Consider the following 23,567-nt stretch of genomic DNA (forward strand, 5'->3'; position numbering starts at 1 on the left):
CGGTATCTGACAAAAATTCAGATAAAGTGCAAAAAAGTGTCGGTGAACGGATCAATACCCTAAAACACCTTAGCGATTTTTCGTGTATTTAACCGATAATCCCGGGAGTGATTTTGAGCAATAAATTAGGATTCGGACAATTTTGTTGATACTCAAACAAGTCCTTTTTTGTACAAACTCCGGGATAATCTCCCCTGAAATGGCCAATGTCCCCTATAATTTGGAAATGAAGATGCGGCGCATAGTTTACATTAATCCTGGTATCGCCTAATGTTCCTAAAACCTCTCCCGGCTTATATTCTTTGTTTTTATAGAGCCCATAAAGGGATTCTATCGATAAATGCCCATAAAGCGTATAAAATTGAATTCCGTCCAATTCATGTTTCAAAATTATGGTCGGACCATAATCTCCCGGAAGCTTATTATTTTTAAAACTATGCACTAAACCCCCAACTGGTACAATAACCCTGGTACCTGCTTTGGACCAAAAATCCATTCCAAGATGAATATTGCGTACTTCATCACCTTTGGGGTTAAAATTAGGACTATTGCTATATAAGTTCCTTTTTTCTAAATACCCGCCATAAGCCACTGAAGCGGGTTCATCTTTAAGAATGGTGTCTATATACTCCTGGCAAATTGTTGGATTCGCTATATCAAGGGTTTTCAGATCACTATTGGATACAGATAAGTTAAGCGTAATATATTTTGAAATCGGAATTTCCCTGTCTAAAATAGCTATTGGCCGGTCAGTATGCTTTAGAAGTACTTTTTCAAGCAAAGTCATAGAAATTCTTATAAAGTTGGTAAAACCAGAGCGTTTATACTTACCAAAGGCATTAATTAACAGGTCTTTAACCTCAATTACAGAAAGATTTAGTGATTTTTGAAATAAAATCGAAAAATGAAATTTCTGAAACTATTTATTTTACTGGGAGTCACTTTAATCTCCACCAGTTGTGAATCCAAAATTAAGAATAAAATGGAGCCAGCCAAAGAAGTAGTTCTGGTTCAAAAATTTTCAAAACAAGATCTCCAGGATTACGAAACCGCCTATTTTGCCAGTGGGTGCTTTTGGTGTGTTGAGGCTATTTTTGAAAGTGTAAAAGGAGTTAAGGAAGTAATTTCAGGCTACGCCGGCGGAACTGAGGAAAATCCGACCTATGAACAGGTCGCTTATGGAAAAACGTCCCACGCGGAGGCAGTTGAAGTTTATTACAACCCCAAAGAGATATCTTATTTTGAACTTGTACAGGTATTTTTTGGATCCCATGACCCGACAAGTCTCAATCGTCAGGGCCCGGACAGAGGTGCCCAATATCGATCTATTGCCTTTTACAAGAATCCAAAAGAGAAAAAGATCATAGAAACTTATATGGCAGCCCTAGAGGATAGTGGCCGTTACGAGGACCCTATTGTTACTGAAGTTACTGCCTTTACCAAATTTTACGATGCAGAAGACTACCATCAGGATTACGAAAGAAAAAATCCAAATAATTCCTATGTCCGACAAGTATCTGTCCCAAGGTTAAATAGATTTAAAATGAATTTCCCTGATTATCTTAAAAAAGAAGCCCACTAGATAGGTCAGTATAAATTTAGCTGGTATATATAAAGCGACTTTTTTAAGTCGCTTTTTTTATTTGTGCTCGCTTCAGACTATATTTAAGGAATTAACACATTCTAAAGCGAAATGAATCATAAAAATCTTTCTTTGTTTCAAAAAACAACCTTAATATTTATCATATTCGCCTTTCTGGGATGTTCCGGTTCCGAAAAAGATACAGAACCCTGGATTTCCCTGTTTGACGGTAAAACACTTAATGGCTGGACTATTAAAGGAGGTGAAGCGCATTATGAGGTGCGAGATGAAATAATTGTGGGAAGTACAGTACATGATACTCCTAACACCTTCTTAACTACCGACAAAATGTACGGTGATTTTATTCTGGAATTGGATTACAAGGTAGATTCCACTATGAATTCCGGAATTCAAATCCGCAGCAATAGTTTCCCTCATTACAGGAATGGGCGGGTGCATGGTTATCAGATAGAAATAGATCCTTCCGAGAGGGCATGGAGTGCAGGAATCTATGACGAAGCCAGAAGGGGATGGCTCAATACCATGGATAATAATCCGGAAGCACAACAAGCCTTTAAACAAAATGACTGGAATCATTATAGGATTGAAGCAATAGGAGACACTCTCAAAACCTGGATTAATGATATCCCCGCCGCATATTTGATTGATGACAAAACCAGTAGCGGATTTATTGGTCTTCAGGTACATAGCATTGGGAAAGATCAAAAGGAAGGCACCGAAATACAATGGAAAAACATTAATATCCTAACAGACAGCCTTTCTAAATATTCACGGAAAAGTCCACTTGCACCTATAATGACTAAAAATCAACTCACAATTGATGAAGAAAAAAATGGCTGGAAATTACTTTGGGACGGAAGTACTACTAACGGATGGCGGGGTGCTCGCCTGGATGATTTCCCGGATAAGGGTTGGATCATAGAGAACGGTGAGCTTATAGTATTATCATCAGGTGGTGAAGAATCTGCAGCCGGCGGAGATATTGTAACAGAGGACCTCTATGGGAATTTTGAACTTCAAGTAGACTTTAAACTTACCGAGGGTGCCAATAGCGGAATAAAATATTTTGTGGATACCGATATTAACAAAGGCCCGGGATCATCGATTGGCCTGGAATATCAAATCCTGGATGACGCCAGACATCCTGATGCTAAATTGGGAAATCACGAAGGTAGCAGAACCCTGGCCTCTTTGTATGACCTCATCAAGGTCGATCCAAATAAACCAGTGAATCCAATAGGTGAATGGAACCATGCGCGCATCCTTTCCAAAGATAACCATATAGAGCATTGGTTAAATGGCATGAAAGTGCTGGAATACGAGCGAAAAAGTGAAAACTATAGAAAATTGGTTGCTGAGAGTAAATACAAGGTCTGGCCTAATTTCGGAGAAGCAGAACAGGGCCATATACTGCTTCAGGACCACGGTGATCGTGTTGCATTTAAGAATATTAAAATCAGACCAATCCAAAACCAATAACCATGACTACAAGACGAGATTTTATTAAGAAAACCACTGTTGGAAGTGCAGCCCTGACCTTAGGAGGTTTGGTGCTTCCGGGAACCTTAAAGGCAAATGTTTTAGGCGCCAATGATCAATTACAGGTAGCGGTAATAGGAGTGAGAAGCCGCGCAAAAGCACTAACCATGGGAATTTCAAAAAGCCCCAATGTTAAAATTATTTATAACTGTGATGTAGATGATACCATTATTGAGGCTCACAATATATGGTGCCAGGAACAAATTGGTTATGTTCCTAAAGTTGAAAAAGATTTCAGGAAAATGCTGGAAGATAAGGATGTTGATGCGGTATTTATAGCAACACCTGAACACTGGCATGCTCCCATGGCAATAATGGCCTTACAGGCAGGAAAACATGTTTATGTTGAAAAGCCTTGCAGTCATAATCCGCACGAAAATGAATTGCTTGTGGCGGCCCAGGAAAAATACGGTAAAAAGGTACAGATGGGTAATCAGCAACGGTCTGCAAGGACTTCTATTACGGCCATCAGGGATATAAAAAATGGAATAATTGGCAATGTGTATAAAGGAGAAGCTTATTATTCCAATAGCCGCTCATCTATAGGCAATGGGGTTGATATTGCTGTTCCAGCGACCTTAGACTGGGAACTATGGCAGGGGCCAGCGCCAAGGGAAGCCTATAAAGATAATGTTCATCCTTATAATTGGCATTGGTTTCGTAATTGGGGAACAGGTGAAATTCATAACAATGGCACCCACGAAATAGATATCTGCCGTTGGGCCCTTGGGGTTGATCTGCCAGAGACCGTCACTTCTTTTGGTGGCAAATATGCATATGATGACGACTGGCAATTTCCAGATAACCAACAGGTTACTTATACATTTAGTGAAAATAAGTTTATAACATGGAACGGTCATAGCAGAGGGGTAATGAAACCACAACAGCCGGGTAGAGGTGCAACGATATATGGTAGTAAAGGTACCATAGAGTTAAGCCGGGAAAGCTATAAATTATACGACCTAGATGGACGACCCATCAAATTTGAGTTTGAAACTGGTGGCAGTGCAACCATTGACACTATGGGAGCAGGTGATCTGGATGGAATGCATATTGCAAATTTCTTTAATGCCATTCGCCTAGATGAACCACAAAACTCCCCAATAGCAGATGCGAGCATTACAACTATGCTTTGTCATCTGGGAAATATGGCCCAGGATGCAGGAGAAACATTGAAAATTGATCCGGCTACAGGTAAAATCCGAAATAATAAGCAGGCTATGGCATCCTGGAAAAGGGAGTATGAAAATGGCTGGGAACCAAAACTTTAAGCACGATATATGAAGCGGAGAGAATTTGTGATCAAAAGCGGACTGGTAACAGCTGCAATGGGTGCCTCAAGTCCTATGGTATCTGGTATGGTCTTTCCTAAAAAAGGGACCAATACCATCAATATTGGGGTCATAGGCACTGGAGATCGAGGAAGTGGATTAATATCGGTCATGAATCAAATCCCGGAACTAAATGTGATATCCTGCTGTGATATTTTACCCTTCAGACTTCAGAAAGGTATTGAAAATACGAAAGGTACAGCCAGGGGATATTCAGATTACCGTAAGCTTTTAGAGTCAAAGGATATAGATGCCATCCTGGTTGCGACACCTTTTAATACCCATGCCCAAATAGCCATGGAAGCTATTGATGCCGATAAACATGTTTTTTGTGAAAAGACCATGGCTAAAGGATTTGAAGGAATAATCCAACTTAAGGACAAGGCAAATACTTCCAATAAAATCTTCCAGACAGGACATCAATACCACAGTTCACGTTTATACACACATGTCGTAGATCTTATCCGGGGAGGCAAAGTTGGTAAAGTAACCGCTATTGAATGTCAGTGGAATCGAAATGGAAACTGGAGAAGGCCTGTAAACGACCCTTCATTAGAAAGAGCAATAAACTGGCGAATGTATCGTGAATATTCAGGTGGCCTGGTAGCTGAACTTTGTTCACATCAAATAGATTTTACAAATTGGGTTTTAAACGCCACTCCTGACAACGTAATGGGAGTTGGAGGAATTGACTACTGGAAAGATGGCCGCGAAACATTTGATAATGTACATCTTATCTACAGCTATCCCAATGGTGTAAAAGCTAAATTTACATGCCTGACCAGTAATTCCAAAGATGATTACAAGATAAAGGTAATGGGAGACAAAGGAACGCTGATCCTGGATTATGTGAATGCCTGGTTTTACCCTGAAGGACATTATAAAAAGGAAATTCAGGATGTGGACGGCGTATCAGGAGCTACTGTAAAATGGGATGAAGGCAAAGGAATTCCACTTGACATTGAACATGCAGACCCCAGCAAGCAGGCATTAATTGATTTTAAAGATAATATCTTAAGTAATACAACTCCCATATCTAATGTGAATACCGGAGCAACAACTGCTGTATGCGTTCAAATGGGATTGGATGCCATGTATAAGGGTAAAATAGTTCAATGGAACCATGAATTGGACTTATAAAAAAGTAAGTCGCCAAAGTCCTGATTTTTAAAACTTTAACACGAAGCCAGCCCTGGTATTTGCGCACTTTCACCTTAAGAATTTTATGATGTCACTATCAAATGGTACGGCCAGTAACTTAAATGGCCTTGGAAAAATTGACTTCAGTCTGTACTAACAAATGATTACGGGGATAAAGAAAGGGAAGATGCTATTGGATCGGTTTTAATACCAGAAAGTAAGAGAGAAAGGATAGATTAAAAGAGACATATGGGGGCTTTGGAAGAGGTTGATTGATTACTGTTGAAGCAGAATTTCACTGTATCTCGAATCTATTACAATCGATTTTCCGGAATTTGCTTCCAGATAATAGCCATTGTGAACCACGTGGTTTCCGTTTTTTTCTGATGCAAGTTTTAATTCCGCCGGAGCCGAATATTTGGATGAAGTCGCATCAATGGTTATGCTAAATGGGGTAACAGGTAAATTACATATTAATTCTCCATTTTGCATTGCTATGTCCAAATCTTTAAAATCACTGGCAATTGCATTGATCCTTATTGCGCCAAGGTCATTTTTTATTTGTGCACTTTTAAGTAAACGATCTATCGTAATATCCGAAGAAGTAGTACTTAATGTCAATGTATTTACATCCTGAAGAGCAACATCATCGGAGAAATTGATATTTAAGTTTCCATAATTCCATCGTTCTACAGACACCGGGGAATAGGAAGCGACAATATTTGTATTCACACCATCTATGGTGGAAGCAAGCAACCTTGCATAGGACAAGGTTGCATTCATATTCCTGGTATTTTCTGCCAATTTAACTTCCCCATGTCGCACATTCATTTTAAGCTTGGTGGATTTTGGCATTTTAATCTTAATCGTCTTCTTTATTTTATAATTTTTCCCTCCACCATCTGAAGATCTGTAATAAATTGTAGGACTATCTTTACCTTGCCTGGAAATAATTACGTTTTTCTGAATCTTGCGCTGTTTCTCAGCAATTTTTCGCTGCTCTTCCATTATCTCGCGTCTTTCTTCCATAGCTTCACGCCTAATTTCCTGGGCTTCCCTTCTCACTTCTTCTCTTTCTTTCATCATTTCTTCTCTTTCTTTCATCATTTCTTCCCTTGCGGCTTCACGTTCTTCAACCCTGGCTTGCATTTCTTTACCCCATTCTTCTATTTCCTTTTGATACCCTTCATCAAAACTCTTTTCAAATTCTTCAGACCACTCTTTCAGGTATTTTTCACCGTCTTTCTTATAAGCCTCGTAGTCAAAATTCCTGAATTGCATTGGGGGCATAGGAGGAAGGGGCATTTCCATAATCACCTGTGGTATATCGGGAAGTTCAGGTATCTGTATGTCCAGGAAAAGAGGTTCTAATTCGGGCATTTCCGGAATTTCTGGTATTTCCACAATAATATTATGAGCATCACCATGAGCACCTCTTGCAATCCATGAATTTTCCCTGCCTGTTTTTATAGTGATTTCCTGGCTATTACCTAAAATCTTTATCCCCCCTTTGTCAAAATATGCCTCGGCTTCTTCAGGGGAAGCACCTTCCAGTTCAATAGTGGCCTCAACTACTACCTGATCCTTATTCCAGGTTGTAAATTCAATGTCTGCGTGACTTGTGTTGATATCAACAACAGCATTCTTACCTACTACAAAGGTTTCCTTATAGGTCTTCGATTCTTTTTGCCCATAGCCGCTGGTTAAATACAGGCAAAGACTCAGGACGATACTTTTAAACACTATTTGATGTAACTTGTTCATTTTCTGATGATTTTAATTGATTTAATTTTTCTTTTAATTTTTGCAACAGTGCTAACCTTAGCTGCAAATTTTTTATTAGTGCATTAATGGTCTGGTCATTTGGACCAATTTCATTCAATTCTATATTCAACCTTTTGTATTCTTCATTTAATTCAGACAATCTGGACATATAATCATCCACCAGCGCTTTATTTTCCTTAGATACTTCCAGCCGTGATAATTCCAGATTGATATTGGCCATATAATAATTTTCTATTTTCTTTAAATCAGGAGAAAGATCTCCTAAAGAATAACCTTCTGCCCTTGTATCCTCGGTCCCTTTCTCCACAACAGTTGGCTGTTCTATAGTTTCGGTTTTAGAATGTAAATAGGCATATATTCCAAGGCTAAAAAGTACCAATACGGAGGCTGCAATCTTTATAAAATAAAAAGTTGACTTTCTTTTTAAGGGTAACTCTTTATCCAATAATGCTATAAACCGTTCTTCATGCCCATCTTTCATGGGAACCTTTTTCTCATTATCATCCCTGAACAGTTCTCTAAGATCCTGTGCCATATCGTTTTTCTTTAAGTAATTCCTTTAAATGTCCTTTTCCTCTCAATAATCTGGTCCTGCTTGTGGTTTCTGTTAAATTCAATATTTGAGCGATCTCACTATGATCATACCCTTCCATTAGAAAAAGCTGCACTACAAGCCGGTACTTTTCTGATAATTGATTTATAGCTTCTCTTACCTCATCAATTGAAATTCCATCATCTACAGACCAGTCATTATCTTCAACAATATGTATACTATTCTCATTGAGTTCCTGAAAGCGTTCCTTCCCGGATTTTAGAAAATCTATACTTCTGTTGATTACAATTCGCTTTAACCACGCGCCAAATGTGACTTCACCTTTAAACTGATGTATCTTCTGAAACGCCTTTATAAAGGATTCCTGCAAAACGTCTTCCGCATCATCCGGATCACTTACGAAGCGCTTAGCGACATAGTACATTCCATCACAATACTGCCTGTAAAGCTTTATTTGTGCTTTTCGATCGTTGGCTTTGCAACGCTCTACCAGATCTATTTGAAACATTTGGCCAGTTTCCAATTTAGGTGTTAGTTGTTGTTATCTTAAGGACGGGAGAAAATATTAGATGTTGCAAAAAACAAGTATTTTTAAGAAATTTTAAATGATCAACCTTGCAACAAGTTACAATTAAAAACGAATTTCTATCCTTGACTGTCCTTGATTACGGAGCCGTAATTCAAAAAATTCTGTCTAAAGATCGGGAAGGAAATATATTGAATTTGGTGGTTGGATTTGAGAATCCTGTTGATTATCTGGAAGATCAAATTGCTATGGGGGCATGTGTTGGGCGTTTTGCCGGAAGAATATCAAATGGGGGCTTCAATCTTAAAGGCCGTACCTATAAATTGTACGCGGAAGATGGGGTCCATCTACATGGGGGAAAGGCTGGCTTCTCAAAAAAATACTGGACTTTTGATACCATTGAACACAACAACGAACCATTCGTTAAATTAAGTTATCAAAGCCCACATATGGAAGAGGGCTATCCGGGTCATATAAAGGCAAGTGTAACTTACAAACTGGTTGGTAATTCTCTCCATGTTATCCATATGGCAACAACAGACAGAACTACGGTCATTAACCTGACTAATCATTCTTACTTTCGGCTTGACAATACCAATTCCATTGATCACTATGAAATGCGACTGGAATGTCCCAAAATACTGGAAACCCGCGACAATTTGTTACCAACCGGTAAATTGATTTCAGTTACAGACACAGATTATGACTTTCTTATCAAAAAAAAGATTGCAAAAATACGACTAGACACGCCGTTTGTAGTTTCAGAAGTTGGTAAAAAAGTAGCTGAGTTATATTCCCCTGTTTCAGGAATTCTAATGGGGGTTGAAAGTAACCAACCCGCAGTTGTAGTTTATACGCCGCCCGGGTTTGCTGCCATTTGTTTTGAAACACAAAACTTCCCGGATGCACCTAATATTAAGTCATTTCCATCAGCAATCCTAAATCCCGGAGAAACCTATAACAACCAGGCAGTTTTTACTTTTGATTTAGTAACTTAGACAAACTAATCAATACCTCAATACGATGAAAGTATTAAAATGGATTTTGATCATATTAGCTGCAATAGTCCTACTTTTTTATTTCGTGGCCATGCCCTATCTCAAGGAACAAACAAAGAAGAACAGTCCACAAAAGACCGTTGTATATACTGAAAATGGTATGGACCTTACAGTAAAATACAGCAGTCCCTTTAAGAAGGGAAGGGAAATTTTTGGTAATCTGGTTCCTTATGATACCGTTTGGCGCACCGGTGCCAATGAGCCTACAACGCTTACCACGAATTCCAAAATTTATATCATCGATAAAGAACTTCCATCCGGCACCTATTCAATTTGGACCGTTCCGGGTAAAGAAAGTTGGCAAGTAATCTTTAATAAGAATGTTCCTGAATGGGGTGTTACAATAATGAGCGGTGGTAAAGAAACAACGAGGAACCCTGAAGAAGATATCATTAATGTTGAGGTACCTGTTATTAATTTGGTGCAAACAGTTGAAAGTTTTACAATCGATTTTGAAGACACTGGTCAACTATACATGAGTATGGACTGGGATAAAACCAAGGTCAGGGTTCCTATCAACAACTAAGTTTGAGTACAGAAAAAAATAAAGATACGAAGGGGGTCCTCCAGGTTAGAAAGCACCGCAAAAAGAAGCCGTCCGTTGAGGAGCTTACCCATGGAGTTCTTAATGGCGATAAATCCATCTTGGCAAGGGCAATAACTCTTGTGGAAAGCACAAGAAATGATGACCTGAAACAGGCCTATACCTTAATTGAAAATTGCCTTTTAAAAAAATCCAATAGTATTAGAATTGGTATAACCGGGGTTCCGGGGGTTGGTAAAAGCACCTTTATTGAAATCTTTGGCAAAACACTTACGGGACTTGGCAAAAAAGTCGCTGTCTTAGCCGTTGATCCCACAAGTACCCTCAGTAAGGGCAGCATCCTTGGTGATAAAACACGAATGCAGGAGCTGGTTAAGGATCCTAACGCATTTATAAGGCCATCACCTTCAGGCAAATCCCTTGGCGGAGTAGCCCGTAAGACACGAGAAACCATTATCCTATGTGAAGCCGCCGGTTTTGATATTATCCTGATTGAAACAGTTGGGGTTGGACAAAGTGAGACCGCAGTACACAGCATGGTCGATTTCTTTTTACTCTTAAAACTGGCAGGAGCCGGAGACGAACTCCAGGGAATTAAAAGAGGTATTATGGAAATGGCGGATGCCATTGTTATTAACAAGGCCGAAGGAGACAATTTAAAAAGGGCAGAACGGGCACAAGTAGAATTTGAAAGAGCTTTACAATTATATCCTCCAAAAGTAAATGGATGGACACCCAAGGTTAGTACATGTTCTGCTATAGACAATAGGGGAATTATTGAAATATGGGAAATGATTATACAATTTTTGGACACCACCAGAGACCATGGTTATTTTGAAAGCAACAGGCAAAACCAGAATAAATACTGGCTCATGCAAACCATAGAAGAACTTCTAAAACAGCAATTCTACCAGACAACTGCTGTTAAAGAGCACCTGGAATCTATGTTGCAAAAGGTTGCTGAAGATAAAATCTCCCCTTTCCGGGCGGCAGAACTACTCATGAACAACTATAAGAAAGAACTTAAATAAAAAGCATAAATTTGTCCGAACAATTATCCACTTTAATGAACCCGGTTACTGCCTCCCTTTTATCCATAGTTATTCCGCTTTATAATGAAGAAGAAAATGTAGTGCTGCTTACCTCCAAAATCAACGAAAGCCTCGAGGGCTATATTTATCAGATTATTTATGTGGATGATTTTTCTACGGATCGTACACGACAAAAGGTAAAAGAGATGAAAGATCCCAGAGTTCATCTTATTTCACTAAAAAAGAATTATGGCCAAAGTCTGGCATTGGCTGCGGGCATAGATTATGCTGAAGGTGAATATATTATAACCATGGACGGGGACCTGCAGAACGACCCTCAGGATATTCCCAAAATGCTGGAATATGCGGTGAGTGGGGAATATGATGTGGTCACAGGTATCCGGCAAAAAAGAAAGGATTCGTTGATAAAAAAAATACCCTCCAAGATTGCTAACTTTCTGGTCAGACGCGTCACAAAGTTAGATATCAAAGACAACGGATGCGCCCTTAAGGTATTCACAAGGGATATTGCTAAGGATTTAAATCTCTATGGCGAAATGCATCGCTTTATCACTTTATTGGCTCATTTGGAAGGTGCTCAAATAAAACAGGTTCCTGTAAAACACCATGCAAGAAATGCCGGAGTCTCTAAATATGGACTCGAACGTGTTTTTAAAGTAGTGGCTGATATGATGTTGCTCCTTTTCATCAGGAAGTATTTCCAGCGACCCATTCATTTATTTGGTATTCTTGGGGTCTTGCTAATTATCCTGGGAATTTTCATTAATATCTATTTACTCATCGTAAAACTGGTTTACGGACAGGATATTGGAAACAGACCGCTTCTTATTTTCGGAATGATGTTCATTTTAGCTGGGATTCAACTGTTTACAATAGGAATAGTCATGGAACTGCTTATAAGAACCTATTACGAGTCACAAAATAAGAGACCATATAGAATTAAAAGTATATCTATAGGTGGCCAATAATCGTAAAAATTTAATTACCCTACTTAAAATTATTTTCAGTGTCCTGCTGATTTATTTTATTTTTAACAAGATTCCCTTTAAGGATGTTTGGGCTGTTTTAAAGACAAGTAATCCGTGGCTATTAACTATTGCTCTTCTATTCTTGTTACTTTCTAAAGTCTTCAAAGCCTTGCGCTTAAACCTATATTTTCACCAACTCAATATTCCAATAACCCAAAAGAGTAATTTTAAACTCTATCTCCTGGGCATGTTTTATAATCTGTTTCTCCCTGGCGGTATTGGTGGGGATGCGTATAAGGGTTACGTAATCCGTGATAAATTTGAGGTAAATACCAAAAGCGTGGTTACGGTTTTTTTATTGGATAGATTAAGTGGATTGTTGGTAATTGTGAATTATACCTGTATCCTGGCATTACTTTTGAAAAATGAAGTTTTGCAGCCCTATAACTATCTTTTTATATTGGTTATCCTGCTCAGTTTATTTGTTTTTTGGTTCATCAATAAAAAATATTTCTCATTCGTTTATCCTGTTTTTTGGAAATCAATAGGTTATTCTTTAGTTGTACAATTGGTACAATTGCTATCTGTGGTATTTATCATTAAATCATTATATGTAAAAGGTAATATGATTGCCTATCTGTTTATTTTCTTTATTTCTTCGATGGTTTCCGTTCTGCCTGTCACAATCGGCGGAATTGGTAGTAGAGAATTGGTCTTCTTTTACGGGGCAGAATGGTTGAAGCTGGATCAAAGTACCTCTTTGAGCATAAGTATTTTGTTTTTCTTCCTTACGGCCATATTGTCCCTAACCGGAATCTATTATCACTTTAAAAAACCAGAATTAAAGTTAGAATCAACCTAACAACTCTAGTCTTTAAGATGAATTAAGTGCATATGGTTCAGCACCTGATTCCTTGAGGAGGGATCTAAGAATTTCGGCTGCAAACGCGTTATCCTGAATTGCTCTGCTGAGTAATGCTCATCCCATCCGAAACCATATTTTTTAAGGCTTTGAAGATCATCATCTGTGCCATAAACCCATACTGCACCCATATCGGATAAATTTGAGGTCTCCGTAATCTTAACGGGGTGTTGGTTGTAAAAATCCATTGCCCAGGAAGAACTTAGGGTAATCTTGTATATCTGGTCCACCGGGATATTCTTTTCGGCAACAATACCGGCAATTGTAGAACCGGCCTGATACTTTAATAAAGATGGGTAAAAATGTAAATTCATTACGGCATTAAGAAATAGAGAACTGAACAGGGCGATGGTTAGTAAGCGAATACCGTATCCCTGATTCCTCAAACAGATTAAACCTGTTAGTACAAACGCGGACAAAAATAAAATATAGGCATACCAGTCCGAGAATTTGAAAACAAAAAAACAAATCAGAATTGAGCTTATGCCAACTAAACCCAGAATGAAATATTGCAGTCCAAGAAATACTTTCCTTTTTTTCAACTTTGTGTCATTAAATAATTCTTGCATAAAGGAAGCGGTAAGCACAGCAAACAAGGGTATCGTGATATTCAGGTAATGTGGCAATTTAAATTGTGCAAAACTTATTATTATAAAAATTATAGTAATCCCCCCAATAGTAAGAAACTCCAGACCCGAACTCCTCCTGAACTTCGCATTGAAAAACGCCCTGATTCGAGTCCAATATGCAGCAAGGCCGAGTATAGTCCAGGGCAGAAATACCCATAAAAAAGTATGGAAAAAGAAAAAATAATCACTGCTATTCTTCCCTACCCCTTCTCCGCTTAAACGTTCAAAACTCTGCTCCCAGAGAATAAATAGTATTCCACTCCTGTGATCTTTACCGCGGATAACTTTCTCCGGATGCAAGTCAAATTGCTGGTAATAAGCGTAGAGCACAGGTGAAATTGTCAATGCAAAAACGACCAGGGCAACTAAAACCTTCCAACTAAAAAGCAATTTCCATTTCTTGCTAAAACCCAAATGACATAATATTGGAAGACCTATTACCAATAGTGCAATCTGTCCTTTAGTGGAAAAAGCAATTCCGGCACCAAAAGCACCCAGAAGTAAATTCTTAAGGGATTTATTTTCTATATAAGAAGCTAATTGCCAAATAGCAAAAGCTGTAAATCCGGTAAGCACAGCATCTGTTCGCACATCAATATTGGAAAGCATAATGGTTTGCGCCGTCATAAAAATAAGTGAGGCAACTTTTCCTACTTCTTTATTATACAGGAGCTTACCTAAACCATAACAACTATAGGCTCCCAACAAAGTGGCAAGGATTCCCGGAATGCGATAGGCCCAATCGTGCAGGCCGAAAATTTTATAAGAAATGGCTGCCAGCCAGTAATGCATATGTGGTTTATCCAGATACTCCTCCGGCCCTTTAAACAAATTAATAAAATCGTTTTCCTGTACCATTCGCATTGCCATTACAGCAAATTGAGCAGAATCATATTCAAAAAGTGTTACGAACATCCCCGCCAGATATACCAGGACTATGAGAAAAAGAAAGAGCCAATACTTGGTATTTGAGATCATATGCGGTATTTGTAAATGGCAAAGATATATAACTTGGCAAATAGCCATCCAAAGAGTAAACCAATACCCATACCTGTAATAACATCCAATGGAAAATGTACTCCAATGTAAATTCTGCTATAGGAAACAAATGCAGCCCAAATAAGCAAAAAAACACCCACATATTTATAGGCTGAACCGAATAGAACGGTAAAAAATAATGCCAGTGCAGATGTATTGGCGGCATGGGCAGAAAAATAGCCAAATTTCCCGCCGCAATAGTCTTTTACGAGGCGCATTACCTGGCTAATTTCAGGATCATAACAGGGACGTAAACGTTGAACCCCGTATTTAAAAAAATTAGATAATTGATCAGTAACTGTAATTAAAAAAATGACGCTTATAACCACAAAAATCATCTTCTTAGCTCCAAAGTGCTTAAAGGAGAGAATTAACAGGAAAAAATACAACGGAATCGCACTCCACTTATTGGTGAGAAACATCCAAAAACCGTCCCATTCTGAACTTCCCAAAGAATTGAGAAAAAGGAACACTTCCTTGTCGAGTTGTACCAATTCTTCCAACATGTTAATCTTCGTATCTGGCTATTTCCCTATCATAAAATGCAGTAGCGGCTTCTATCAGGTTTTCCGTTTCGGAAGACAATTCTTTTTCATCTTCACTGGTAAAATCTTCAAGCCACTCAACTTCATCATTTTCCAGGTTGATTATGAATCTCGGGTATTCCGTATGAACAACAAAAATTGAAGTAGGATAATCGGTATTATCACCGAGTAAAAATTTTGGAAATTGCATAGATCAATCTATTTATATTTTAATTTATCATTCAAAGGAATTCTCTTCGGACTATCATAAGCATTTCAAGATAAAAGGCTATTGAGAAGCTATGAGTTGTTTCGTCATTTTATTAAATCGAATATACAACATAATTGCCGATGTACTCAAGCCTGACAGTAATCCAATCCATATTCCCAAACTCTTCAGTTCTGTATGTAATCCCAAATAATAGCTTATTGGAAACCCTATCAACCAATAGGCAATAAAAGTGATAAACGTTGGAACTTTGACATCCTGCAGGCCTCGTAATGCACCCAGAATAACCACCTGAAGACCGTCTGAAATCTGAAAGAAAGCCGCTACCAGCAGTAATTGAGAGGCAAGCAGAATTACCTCCATATTATCTAACTGGTTTACAGGGTCGTTCACATCAAGGTATATTGTTGGAAGCCAATGTCTTCCAAGAAGGAAAAATAATGCAAAAACTACCTCAAGCATAAAAGTAAGAACAAAAATAGATTGGGCTATTCGCCTTAATTCCGTAAAATTATGTAACCCTTTTTGATTTCCAACACGTATCATAGCGGCAACCCCAAGACCCATTCCAAACATGAATGTCATGCTGCTAAGATTTAAAGCTATCTGGTTTGCTGCCTGAGGGTTTTTTCCTAATACGCCGCTCAGCCAAATGGCTGCGGTAAAAATAGCAACCTCAAAAAACATCTGTAAGGAAGAAGGAAAACCAAGGTTAATAATTTTACGCATCACCCGGTTTTCAATTTCTTTAAAATTTAATCCCGTTACATAATCATGAAATTTTTTCTTTTTATTCAGTAAATACCAAAGCAGAATCAGCATTAGAACACGGGCGGCAAGGGTTCCAATAGCAGCTCCAATAATTCCAAGTTTTGGAAATCCAAACGCCCCAAAGATCAACAGATAATTAAGTACAATATTCAGCACATTTGCCACAATTGTAGCATACATGGGATACTTAGTTTGCGATAAGCCTTCAGAAAACTGTTTAAAAGCCTGAAACATTACCAAAGGGACCAATGAGAAGGCTACCAGATCCAAATAGGGTAGAGATAACTCTACGACTTCAGGAGGTTGGTCCATTAAAAACATCAATGGTTTTCCCAATTGAATTAACCCGAAAAGCACTAAACCAATAATGGTACACAACACTAATCCGTGCTTTAAGGCACTTTTTGCACCCACTTTGTTTCCGGCTCCATCTGCCTCAGCTACCAATGGAGTAATAGCAGTTGAAAATCCTATTCCCAATGACATAGCAACAAATACAAAACTATTTCCAAGAGAAACAGCGGCTAACTCTGCAGTGCCTAATTGCCCAACCATGATATTGTCTGCAAAGGCTACAAAAGTATGTCCAAGCATTCCCAGAATAACAGGTACTGCCAGCCTTATATTATATCTGAATTCTTTGGTGTATTGTTGCAGTAACACAGGATAATTTTTGAAGCAGCAAAGATAGGATTTAGGATTGGTTTAAAGATAACATATAGTAAGCCGTGAGCCATTGGGATATTAATACAAATAGATCGTATTCCGGGAATCGAATATCCTCAGTAACAAAGCAGATCAAAGCCTAAATCCTCTTAGCTTCCTCCCAATAGACATCCATCTCTGCCAGTGACATTTCCTTGAGTGTTCTTTTGTGATCTTTGGCTTTACCTTCTAAATATTGAAAGCGTTTAATAAATTTCTTATTGGTCCGTTCAAGGGCATTCTCGGGATTAATATCTAAAAATCTGGCATAATTTACCAGAGAGAAAAGTACATCTCCAAATTCGGATTCCAATTTATCTTTATCCCCGGCACTCACTTCTTCCTGTAACTCTGACAACTCCTCCTTTACCTTTTCAAATACCTGCTCCGGTTGTTCCCAATCAAATCCAACACCAGCCACTTTTTCCTGTATTCTATTGGCTTTGACTAATGCAGGAAGACTATTTGGAACTCCTTCAAGAACACTTTTTTTACCTTCTTTAAGTTTAATACTTTCCCAATTTCTTTTTACATCTTCTTCATTGGTAACAGTTACATCCCCGTAGATATGAGGGTGCCGGTTAATCAGTTTGTCACAAATAGAATTAGAAACGTCAGCAATATCAAAACTATTGGTTTCAGATCCGATTTTCGCATAAAAAACAATATGCAACAGAAGATCTCCAAGCTCATTTTTAACTTCCTTTAGATCATTTTCCAGAATTGCATCACCCAATTCATAAGTCTCTTCAATGGTAAGATGTCTTAAGGTTTGTAGTGTTTGTTTTTTATCCCAGGGACATTGTTCCCGGAGTTCATCCATAATAGTAAGTAAGCGATCAAAGGCCTTAAGTTGTGATTTTCTTTTATTCATAGAACGGGCATTTGGGTAAAAGTACAAATACCATTGATAAAGGTGTATGGAAAATTTAAACTAATTTAGAAGCACACAGCTAACTAATCAAAACAATAAAATCATGCAATCCAGACGAGATTTTTTATTGCAATCCACAGTTTTAACTGCCGGATCATTGCTTCTTCCTTCATTTACTTATGCCCCTAAAAAAACACAACATTTTGGTGTTCAATTGTATTCATTCCGGAATGAAATGGCAAAAGATGCCATTGGCACATTGAAACAAATAGCCGCTTTGGGTTTCAAAGAGATTGAAACAGCCAGAAGTCAGAAAGGACACTATTATGGCCTCAGCCCTGCCAAAATGAAATCAGTTTGTGATGACCTGAATATGAATCTAAAGAGTGGACATGTGCATTTAGATCAAAACTGGCAGCAAACCATGGTAGAGGCAGTAGAATCAGGACAGGAGTATCTTATCTGCTCTTCAATGCCAAGTAAAGGACAAAATACAGACAATTATAAAAAGGTAGCTGAAGAATTTAATAAAGCCGGAGAAGCATGTAAAAAAATGAATCTCAAATTCGGTTATCACAATCATGAATATGAATTTGAAACTGAAAATAACCAGGTTCTTTATGATGTACTCCTATCAAATACAGAAGCAGATCTTGTTCATATGGAATTGGATCTCGGATGGGTGATTGTGGCAGGAAAGGATCCCCTGGATTATTTTAAAAAGTACCCGGGAAGGTTTCCATTGTGGCATTTAAAGGATATGGACATGAATAAAAAGGTAAGCACAGAATTTGGTAAAGGTGGCCTTGATATTCCTGCTGTGATGTCTTATAAAAAAGCTTCGGGTGTAAAGCACATTTTCATAGAGCAGGAAGAGTATGCTAACAACGCATTGGAGAGTATGAAACATAATATGGCATACCTAAAAAGTCTTTCCTAAACGCTTTTATTTGCAGATCTGATTAGCCATGACCAAAACTAAAGATCCCTATTTATTGTCTTCTGACAAAATCAAAGATCCTCCATTGACCTTCGGGGGACGCCTAAAATTTCTGGGGCCAAGCTTTATACTATCTGCCTCCATTGTAGGTTCAGGGGAATTAATAGCCACAACAACTTTAGGTGCAGAAGCCGGGTTCATTACATTTTGGGTGATAATCGTAAGCTGTATCGTAAAAGTAGCTGTACAATTAGAGTTTGGAAAACATACTATCCTTACCGGGGAAACGGCCATGCAGGCTTTTAATAAACTACCCGGTCCTGTTTTTGGTAAAGCCAAGTGGTCTGTCTGGACTGTATTGGCAGTTATGATCGTTAAACTTTTACAGGTTGGAGGTATTGTGGGTGGGGTGGCCATAATATTAAACATGGCTATCCCCGGAATAGGTGTGCCCTTCTTTTGTTTTGGTATTGCTATAATAGTAGCCCTAATGGTTTATCGTGGTTATTACTCTTTTATTGAGAAATTTTCGCTTATAATGATTGGATTCTTTACCATTTTTACTTTTGCTTCACTTTATTTTCTGAAATTCACTCCTTTTCAGATATCTTTTGATAGCATCTGGAGCGGACTTCAGTTTAAACTACCAAAAGAAGCCTTAGCAACTGCTATTGGGGCCTTTGGCATTACAGGAGTAGGAGGTGATGAAATAATACACTACAATTACTGGTGCCTTGAAAAGGGCTATGCCGCTTTTACCGGCAAGAATGATAATTCTGAAGCATGGAGGATTAGAGCCCGGGGGTGGTTGAAAGTTATGAAATTAGATGCTATAATTGCCATGTGTATCTACACCGCTGTCACTGCTGCGTTCTATTTGCTCGGTGCAGCTGTACTTCATGCACAGGGTTTTGTCCCTGAAGGATATGGTATGGTGGAGACACTTTCATCCATGTATACGGAATCCTTGGGACCTCATGCAAAATCAGCCTTTCTTATTGGTGCTTTTATCACTTTGTTCTCTACTTTGTTTGCAGCCCTGGCGGCCTGGACAAGACAGATAACAGATATTTTTGGGGAGATTGGATTGATACGTTTTTCTAACTTCGAACAACGTAAAAAGACAATTGCAGCCCTGGCCTGGCTTATACCCTTATTATGGGCATTACTTTTTGTCTTTATTAAACTACCTGTTCTGATGGTGCTTACCGGAGGTATAGTCGGCTCATTTTTACTTTTTCTAGTGGTCTATGCCGTCTTCTATTTTAGATATTTTAGGGTAGAACCATTATTTAAACCGGGATTTTTTTATGATCTTACATTATGGATTAGCATCCTGAGTATTTTTGGTGTAGGAATTTTGGGAATTATAAAATTATTTAGCTAAGGAACGCTGGAATAAATAAAACCTATTAAAGTGAATAAAATGTATATTATGAGTTGGAAACCAATTGTATTAGCTTTTATAGTAATTAGCTTGTTTATCGGTTGTGAGAGCCAGGAGCCCTATGATTTAATAATCAGAAACGGTACCATTATGGACGGATCTGGTGATTCTTCGTATAAGGGGGACATCGCTATTAATTCGGACACTATAGTTGCCCTCGGAGATCTTAAAAAAGCTGTTGGGGCGCAGGAAATAGATGCAACCGGACTTACCGTGGCTCCCGGGTTTATTAATATGCTTAGCTGGGCCAATGTCTCCCTAATAGAAGACGGCAGATCACAGGGCGATATCAGACAAGGCGTAACACTTGAAGTTATGGGGGAAGGACGTTCAATGGGCCCCTTAAATGAACATATGAAACAGCAAATGAAAAAGAACCAACAAAATATAACCTATGACATTAGTTGGGCCACCCTGGGAGAATATCTGGATTTTCTGCAAAATAAAGGTATCTCTACCAATGTGGCGTCTTTTGTTGGTAATGGAACATTGCGGGAATATGTGATGAATTATGAGAACCGACCGCCCAATTCGGAAGAACTCGAAAAAATGAAGGAACTAACCAAACAGGCAATGGAGGAAGGGGCTGTTGGGCTTTCAACTTCATTGATTTACGTACCAAGCGGACATGCAAAAACAGACGAAATTATTGAATTAGCCAAAGTTGCTTCAGACTATGATGGTATGTACGTCTCACATATCAGAGATGAAGAAGAAAACCTTTTAGAGGCAGTACAGGAATTAATTACGATTTCCAAAGAAGCAGATATCCGTTCTGAAATCTATCATTTTAAGGCCTCCGGTACGGCCAACTGGCATTTGCTGGATAGTGCAATACAATTAGTAAATAACGCACGGAAAGCAGGACTTCCCATAACAACCGATATGTACATGTATAACGCCAGTTCTACCGGTCTTAATATTTTATTGCCTTCCTGGGCCAAGGAAGGGGGCCATAGTATGACCATGGAATTAATGGCTCAAAAGGCCAAAAGGAAGCAGATGATAGAGGAAATAAAATTTCATGTACCCCCTGAAAAGATTCTATTGGTTGGTTTCAGAAATAAGGAAATGAGGCACTTAATAGGTAAAACCCTTGCCGAAATAGCTGAGGATAGATCCAAATCTCCTGCTGAAACAGTGGTCGACTTAATTGAAGAAGATGATAGCAGGATTCAGGTAGTATACTTTTCCATGTCCGAAGAAAATATAAAAAAGAAATTGGCCCTTCCCTATATGGCTATTTGTTCTGATGCAGGTTCATATACCAATGAAGGGGTTTTCTTAGAACAAAGTACGCATCCAAGGGCTTATGGGTCCTTCGCGCGTTTATTGGGTCACTTCGTTCGCGATGAAAAAGTTATTTCTTTGGAAGAAGCTATTTATAAACTTACTACGCTCCCGGCGACAAATCTAAAACTTAAAAAACGAGGTGCATTAAAAGAAGGATATTATGCCGATGTAGTAATTTTTGATGCCAATACAATAAAAGCTAATGCTACCTTCTCCAAACCGCATCAATATGCTACGGGGATGAAACATGTCTTTGTAAATGGTATCCAGGTACTTAAAGATGAAGAACATACAGGTGCATTTCCGGGCAGGGTAGTTCGAGGACCGGGATGGACGGGAAATTAATTCTAATTAATATATTCAAAACAAAAGATGAACTATTTAAGTGTATTCCTTATTCTGTTTATTTCTTTCGGAACTGTAGCCCAAAAGCAAGAACTTATTGCTGATGGGGCTGAACTTACTTTGGTGGCTTCTAATTATAAATTTACAGAAGGTCCTGCTGCTGATAGCAATGGAGACGTATATTTCACGGATCAGCCTAATAACAAAATTCTAAAATGGTCTGCTTCAGAGAATTCGGTTTCAGTTTATATGGAAAATGCGGGAAGAGCTAATGGACTTTTCTTTGATAATGATGGAAATCTATTGGCTTGCGCTGATGAAAAATTTGAACTTTGGAGCATAGATAAGTCAAAAAATCCAACTGTTTTAATTGACCAGTTTAAGGGTAAAAAACTCAATGGCCCCAATGACCTCTGGGTAGATGCAAAGGGAGGTATTTACTTTACGGACCCTTATTATCAAAGGCCCTATTGGGAACGCACAGAAAAAGAGATTGAAAAAGAATGTGTTTACTACTTGTCTCCTGACCTGAATGAAATACGCATTGTAGCCGATGACATGGTGCAACCCAATGGAATCATAGGAACCGCGGATGGTAAAATGATATATATCGCCGACATAGGTGATAAAAAAACATATAAATTTACTATCTTAGAAAACGGTGACCTCAGCAACAAAGTACTCTTTGCCGAAATGGGCTCAGATGGCATGACCATTGACAATCAGGGCAATATTTATCTTACCGGAAATGGAGTAACGGTTTTTAATAAAAAGGGGAAAGAAATACTACAAATCCCTGTTCCCCAAAAATGGACGGCAAATGTTACCTTCGGAGGACCCGATGAGCATATCCTGTTTATTACTGCTATGAATTCGGTATACACACTGGAAATGAATGTAAACGGGGTGCGCTATTAGTTTAAGGCTGCGTACTATGTCATTTTAAACAAAGAAGAAATAGGCCAATATCAATATATACAAGCATAAAATTAATTTCCTTGAAAAAATTTCTAATTCTCCAATTAAGGCCGGAAACTGAAGCTTCAGATAGTGAGTTTGAAGCTATTTTGCGGGTTGCGGGATTATCCTATGAAGAAGTCCATCGCATTAGAGTAGAACAAGGTAATATTGAGGAAATTGACCTGGATAACTACGCTGCTATAATTGCCGGAGGCAGCCCTTTTGATGTCGGTATCCCGGAAGAAAAAAAAAGTGTGGTTCAAAAGAATGTTGAACTTTTTTTTGAGAAACTTTTTGATAAACTGGTTCCACAGGATTTTCCATTTCTTGGAGCCTGTTCGGGAAATGGACTATTGGGCCGGTACTGCGGAGCAACTATAACAAATAAATATGCTGAACCTTTACAAAGTGTTGAAGTTACAGTAACAGATGAAGGAATTAATGATCCCCTTTTAAGGGGACTACCAAAAAAATTCTCGGCTTTTGTTGGACATAAAGAAGCCTGCGACGATGTTCCACCCGGGGCCGTACTCCTGGTTACTTCAGAGCCTTGTCCGGTGCAGATGTTTCGGGTCAAAAAGAACTTATATGCCACACAGTTTCATCCGGAAGCCGATGCAGACGAATTTATACTGAGAATCAAGATTTATAAATATGCCGGCTACTTCAAACCAGAAGAAGCCGAAAATCTTATAGAGGCTCTTAAAGAAACAAACACTCCGGTTCCGAAAATAATCCTGAGTCGATTTGTTGATAGATACAGAGCCTAAAAAAATAGATAAGTTCTTATA

At 38.5% G+C, this 23,567-nt stretch carries 23 protein-coding genes; 14 read left to right on the top strand and 9 right to left on the bottom strand.

Translation table 11 applies throughout. The annotated features are described in order from the left end of the window. Nucleotides 1–88: 88 nt before the first annotated feature. A complete protein-coding gene (locus Q0X77_RS07465; RefSeq protein WP_297795349.1) occupies nt 89–787 on the bottom strand; it encodes a peptidoglycan DD-metalloendopeptidase family protein in 699 nt (232 codons plus the stop codon). A gap of 117 nt (nt 788–904) precedes the next feature. Here Q0X77_RS07465 and msrA point away from each other — a divergent pair, with 117 nt between their 5' ends. From msrA to Q0X77_RS07485, 4 genes are all read left to right on the top strand, one after another. Further along, complete coding sequence (msrA, locus tag Q0X77_RS07470; protein ID WP_297795352.1) at nt 905–1,582, top strand: peptide-methionine (S)-S-oxide reductase MsrA; 678 nt, start codon at nt 905–907, stop codon at nt 1,580–1,582. Nucleotides 1,583–1,693: 111 nt separating this feature from the next. Beyond that, a complete protein-coding gene (locus tag Q0X77_RS07475) occupies nt 1,694–3,082 on the top strand; it encodes a DUF1080 domain-containing protein (RefSeq protein ID WP_297795355.1) in 1,389 nt (462 codons plus the stop codon). Nucleotides 3,083–3,084: 2 nt separating this feature from the next. Further along, nucleotides 3,085–4,413 carry a Gfo/Idh/MocA family oxidoreductase gene (locus tag Q0X77_RS07480; RefSeq protein WP_297795359.1) on the top strand — a complete coding sequence of 443 codons (1,329 nt, stop codon included), beginning with the start codon at nt 3,085–3,087 and terminating at the stop codon, nt 4,411–4,413. 9 nt (nt 4,414–4,422) lie between these two features. After that, nucleotides 4,423–5,613, top strand: a complete 1,191-nt coding sequence (locus tag Q0X77_RS07485; RefSeq protein WP_297795362.1) for a Gfo/Idh/MocA family oxidoreductase — start codon at nt 4,423–4,425, stop codon at nt 5,611–5,613. 276 nt (nt 5,614–5,889) lie between these two features. Here the strand turns inward: Q0X77_RS07485 and Q0X77_RS07490 are convergent, their stop codons facing one another. Genes Q0X77_RS07490 through Q0X77_RS07500 form a run of 3 tightly spaced genes read right to left on the bottom strand, consistent with a single transcriptional unit; the run spans nt 5,890 to nt 8,459 of the window. Continuing rightward, entirely contained in the window at nt 5,890–7,377 is a 1,488-nt protein-coding gene (locus tag Q0X77_RS07490; RefSeq protein ID WP_297795365.1) for a hypothetical protein, read from the bottom strand. Then, complete coding sequence (locus tag Q0X77_RS07495; protein WP_297795368.1) at nt 7,349–7,933, bottom strand: hypothetical protein; 585 nt, start codon at nt 7,931–7,933, stop codon at nt 7,349–7,351. The genes Q0X77_RS07490 and Q0X77_RS07495 overlap by 29 nt, the downstream gene beginning before the upstream one ends. Then, nucleotides 7,917–8,459, bottom strand: coding sequence for a sigma-70 family RNA polymerase sigma factor (locus Q0X77_RS07500; RefSeq protein WP_297795371.1), 543 nt, complete (start codon nt 8,457–8,459; stop codon nt 7,917–7,919). Before Q0X77_RS07500 ends, Q0X77_RS07495 begins: the two co-directional genes overlap by 17 nt. Nucleotides 8,460–8,566: 107 nt before the next feature. Between Q0X77_RS07500 and Q0X77_RS07505 the strand changes: the two genes are divergently transcribed. Genes Q0X77_RS07505 through Q0X77_RS07525 form a run of 5 tightly spaced genes read left to right on the top strand, consistent with a single transcriptional unit; the run spans nt 8,567 to nt 12,961 of the window. Then, nucleotides 8,567–9,475, top strand: a complete 909-nt coding sequence (locus tag Q0X77_RS07505) for an aldose epimerase family protein (RefSeq protein ID WP_297795374.1) — start codon at nt 8,567–8,569, stop codon at nt 9,473–9,475. A gap of 25 nt (nt 9,476–9,500) precedes the next feature. Beyond that, a complete protein-coding gene (locus Q0X77_RS07510) occupies nt 9,501–10,061 on the top strand; it encodes a DUF2911 domain-containing protein (protein ID WP_297795376.1) in 561 nt (186 codons plus the stop codon). Nucleotides 10,062–10,063: 2 nt separating this feature from the next. After that, a complete protein-coding gene (gene meaB, locus Q0X77_RS07515) occupies nt 10,064–11,110 on the top strand; it encodes a methylmalonyl Co-A mutase-associated GTPase MeaB (protein WP_297795378.1) in 1,047 nt (348 codons plus the stop codon). Between the two features lie 35 nt (nt 11,111–11,145). After that, complete coding sequence (locus tag Q0X77_RS07520; RefSeq protein ID WP_297795524.1) at nt 11,146–12,099, top strand: glycosyltransferase family 2 protein; 954 nt, start codon at nt 11,146–11,148, stop codon at nt 12,097–12,099. Then, the gene (locus Q0X77_RS07525; protein ID WP_297795381.1) at nt 12,089–12,961 is read left to right on the top strand and encodes a lysylphosphatidylglycerol synthase transmembrane domain-containing protein; all 873 of its coding nucleotides are present in this window, start codon (nt 12,089–12,091) and stop codon (nt 12,959–12,961) included. The genes Q0X77_RS07520 and Q0X77_RS07525 overlap by 11 nt, the downstream gene beginning before the upstream one ends. Before the next feature lie 5 nt (nt 12,962–12,966). Here Q0X77_RS07525 and Q0X77_RS07530 read toward each other — a convergent pair whose 3' ends face one another. The 5 genes from Q0X77_RS07530 to mazG form a co-directional block, all read right to left on the bottom strand. After that, nucleotides 12,967–14,628, bottom strand: a complete 1,662-nt coding sequence (locus Q0X77_RS07530) for a glycosyltransferase family 39 protein (RefSeq protein ID WP_297795383.1) — start codon at nt 14,626–14,628, stop codon at nt 12,967–12,969. Continuing rightward, the gene (locus tag Q0X77_RS07535) at nt 14,625–15,194 is read right to left on the bottom strand and encodes a phosphatase PAP2 family protein (RefSeq protein WP_297795385.1); all 570 of its coding nucleotides are present in this window, start codon (nt 15,192–15,194) and stop codon (nt 14,625–14,627) included. The genes Q0X77_RS07530 and Q0X77_RS07535 overlap by 4 nt, the downstream gene beginning before the upstream one ends. Before the next feature lies 1 nt (nt 15,195). Continuing rightward, complete coding sequence (locus tag Q0X77_RS07540) at nt 15,196–15,423, bottom strand: hypothetical protein (protein WP_297795388.1); 228 nt, start codon at nt 15,421–15,423, stop codon at nt 15,196–15,198. Nucleotides 15,424–15,501: 78 nt separating this feature from the next. Beyond that, nucleotides 15,502–16,875 carry an MATE family efflux transporter gene (locus Q0X77_RS07545; RefSeq protein WP_297795391.1) on the bottom strand — a complete coding sequence of 458 codons (1,374 nt, stop codon included), beginning with the start codon at nt 16,873–16,875 and terminating at the stop codon, nt 15,502–15,504. Between the two features lie 142 nt (nt 16,876–17,017). Beyond that, nucleotides 17,018–17,791, bottom strand: a complete 774-nt coding sequence (mazG, locus tag Q0X77_RS07550) for a nucleoside triphosphate pyrophosphohydrolase (protein WP_297795394.1) — start codon at nt 17,789–17,791, stop codon at nt 17,018–17,020. Nucleotides 17,792–17,894: 103 nt separating this feature from the next. Between mazG and Q0X77_RS07555 the strand changes: the two genes are divergently transcribed. The 5 genes from Q0X77_RS07555 to Q0X77_RS07575 all read left to right on the top strand — a co-directional run bounded on the left by Q0X77_RS07555 (nt 17,895) and on the right by Q0X77_RS07575 (nt 23,546). Next, nucleotides 17,895–18,731 carry a sugar phosphate isomerase/epimerase gene (locus tag Q0X77_RS07555; protein WP_297795397.1) on the top strand — a complete coding sequence of 279 codons (837 nt, stop codon included), beginning with the start codon at nt 17,895–17,897 and terminating at the stop codon, nt 18,729–18,731. 28 nt (nt 18,732–18,759) lie between these two features. Beyond that, complete coding sequence (locus tag Q0X77_RS07560) at nt 18,760–20,118, top strand: Nramp family divalent metal transporter (RefSeq protein ID WP_297795400.1); 1,359 nt, start codon at nt 18,760–18,762, stop codon at nt 20,116–20,118. 48 nt (nt 20,119–20,166) lie between these two features. After that, the gene (locus tag Q0X77_RS07565) at nt 20,167–21,816 is read left to right on the top strand and encodes an amidohydrolase family protein (RefSeq protein WP_297795403.1); all 1,650 of its coding nucleotides are present in this window, start codon (nt 20,167–20,169) and stop codon (nt 21,814–21,816) included. A gap of 27 nt (nt 21,817–21,843) precedes the next feature. Further along, nucleotides 21,844–22,734: an SMP-30/gluconolactonase/LRE family protein gene (locus Q0X77_RS07570; protein WP_297795405.1), complete on the top strand. Its 891-nt coding sequence runs from the start codon at nt 21,844–21,846 to the stop codon at nt 22,732–22,734. An 80-nt stretch (nt 22,735–22,814) separates the two neighbouring features. After that, the gene (locus Q0X77_RS07575; RefSeq protein ID WP_297795408.1) at nt 22,815–23,546 is read left to right on the top strand and encodes a glutamine amidotransferase; all 732 of its coding nucleotides are present in this window, start codon (nt 22,815–22,817) and stop codon (nt 23,544–23,546) included. Nucleotides 23,547–23,567 lie beyond the last annotated feature (21 nt).

It is taken from the genome of uncultured Eudoraea sp., from assembly GCF_947258925.1.
GTDB lineage: Bacteria > Bacteroidota > Bacteroidia > Flavobacteriales > Flavobacteriaceae > Eudoraea.

What these genes read in the sequence shown, in the direction of transcription:
- Q0X77_RS07465 (WP_297795349.1), bottom strand. Translation starts at nt 787, where the DNA reads ATGACTTTGCTTGAAAAAGTACTTCTAAAGCATACTGACCGGCCAATA.
- msrA (WP_297795352.1), top strand. Translation starts at nt 905, where the DNA reads ATGAAATTTCTGAAACTATTTATTTTACTGGGAGTCACTTTAATCTCC.
- Q0X77_RS07475 (WP_297795355.1), top strand. Translation starts at nt 1,694, where the DNA reads ATGAATCATAAAAATCTTTCTTTGTTTCAAAAAACAACCTTAATATTT.
- Q0X77_RS07480 (WP_297795359.1), top strand. Translation starts at nt 3,085, where the DNA reads ATGACTACAAGACGAGATTTTATTAAGAAAACCACTGTTGGAAGTGCA.
- Q0X77_RS07485 (WP_297795362.1), top strand. Translation starts at nt 4,423, where the DNA reads ATGAAGCGGAGAGAATTTGTGATCAAAAGCGGACTGGTAACAGCTGCA.
- Q0X77_RS07490 (WP_297795365.1), bottom strand. Translation starts at nt 7,377, where the DNA reads ATGAACAAGTTACATCAAATAGTGTTTAAAAGTATCGTCCTGAGTCTT.
- Q0X77_RS07495 (WP_297795368.1), bottom strand. Translation starts at nt 7,933, where the DNA reads ATGGCACAGGATCTTAGAGAACTGTTCAGGGATGATAATGAGAAAAAG.
- Q0X77_RS07500 (WP_297795371.1), bottom strand. Translation starts at nt 8,459, where the DNA reads ATGTTTCAAATAGATCTGGTAGAGCGTTGCAAAGCCAACGATCGAAAA.
- Q0X77_RS07510 (WP_297795376.1), top strand. Translation starts at nt 9,501, where the DNA reads ATGAAAGTATTAAAATGGATTTTGATCATATTAGCTGCAATAGTCCTA.
- Q0X77_RS07520 (WP_297795524.1), top strand. Translation starts at nt 11,146, where the DNA reads ATGAACCCGGTTACTGCCTCCCTTTTATCCATAGTTATTCCGCTTTAT.
- Q0X77_RS07530 (WP_297795383.1), bottom strand. Translation starts at nt 14,628, where the DNA reads ATGATCTCAAATACCAAGTATTGGCTCTTTCTTTTTCTCATAGTCCTG.
- Q0X77_RS07535 (WP_297795385.1), bottom strand. Translation starts at nt 15,194, where the DNA reads ATGTTGGAAGAATTGGTACAACTCGACAAGGAAGTGTTCCTTTTTCTC.
- Q0X77_RS07540 (WP_297795388.1), bottom strand. Translation starts at nt 15,423, where the DNA reads ATGCAATTTCCAAAATTTTTACTCGGTGATAATACCGATTATCCTACT.
- mazG (WP_297795394.1), bottom strand. Translation starts at nt 17,791, where the DNA reads ATGAATAAAAGAAAATCACAACTTAAGGCCTTTGATCGCTTACTTACT.
- Q0X77_RS07555 (WP_297795397.1), top strand. Translation starts at nt 17,895, where the DNA reads ATGCAATCCAGACGAGATTTTTTATTGCAATCCACAGTTTTAACTGCC.
- Q0X77_RS07560 (WP_297795400.1), top strand. Translation starts at nt 18,760, where the DNA reads ATGACCAAAACTAAAGATCCCTATTTATTGTCTTCTGACAAAATCAAA.
- Q0X77_RS07565 (WP_297795403.1), top strand. Translation starts at nt 20,167, where the DNA reads ATGAGTTGGAAACCAATTGTATTAGCTTTTATAGTAATTAGCTTGTTT.
- Q0X77_RS07570 (WP_297795405.1), top strand. Translation starts at nt 21,844, where the DNA reads ATGAACTATTTAAGTGTATTCCTTATTCTGTTTATTTCTTTCGGAACT.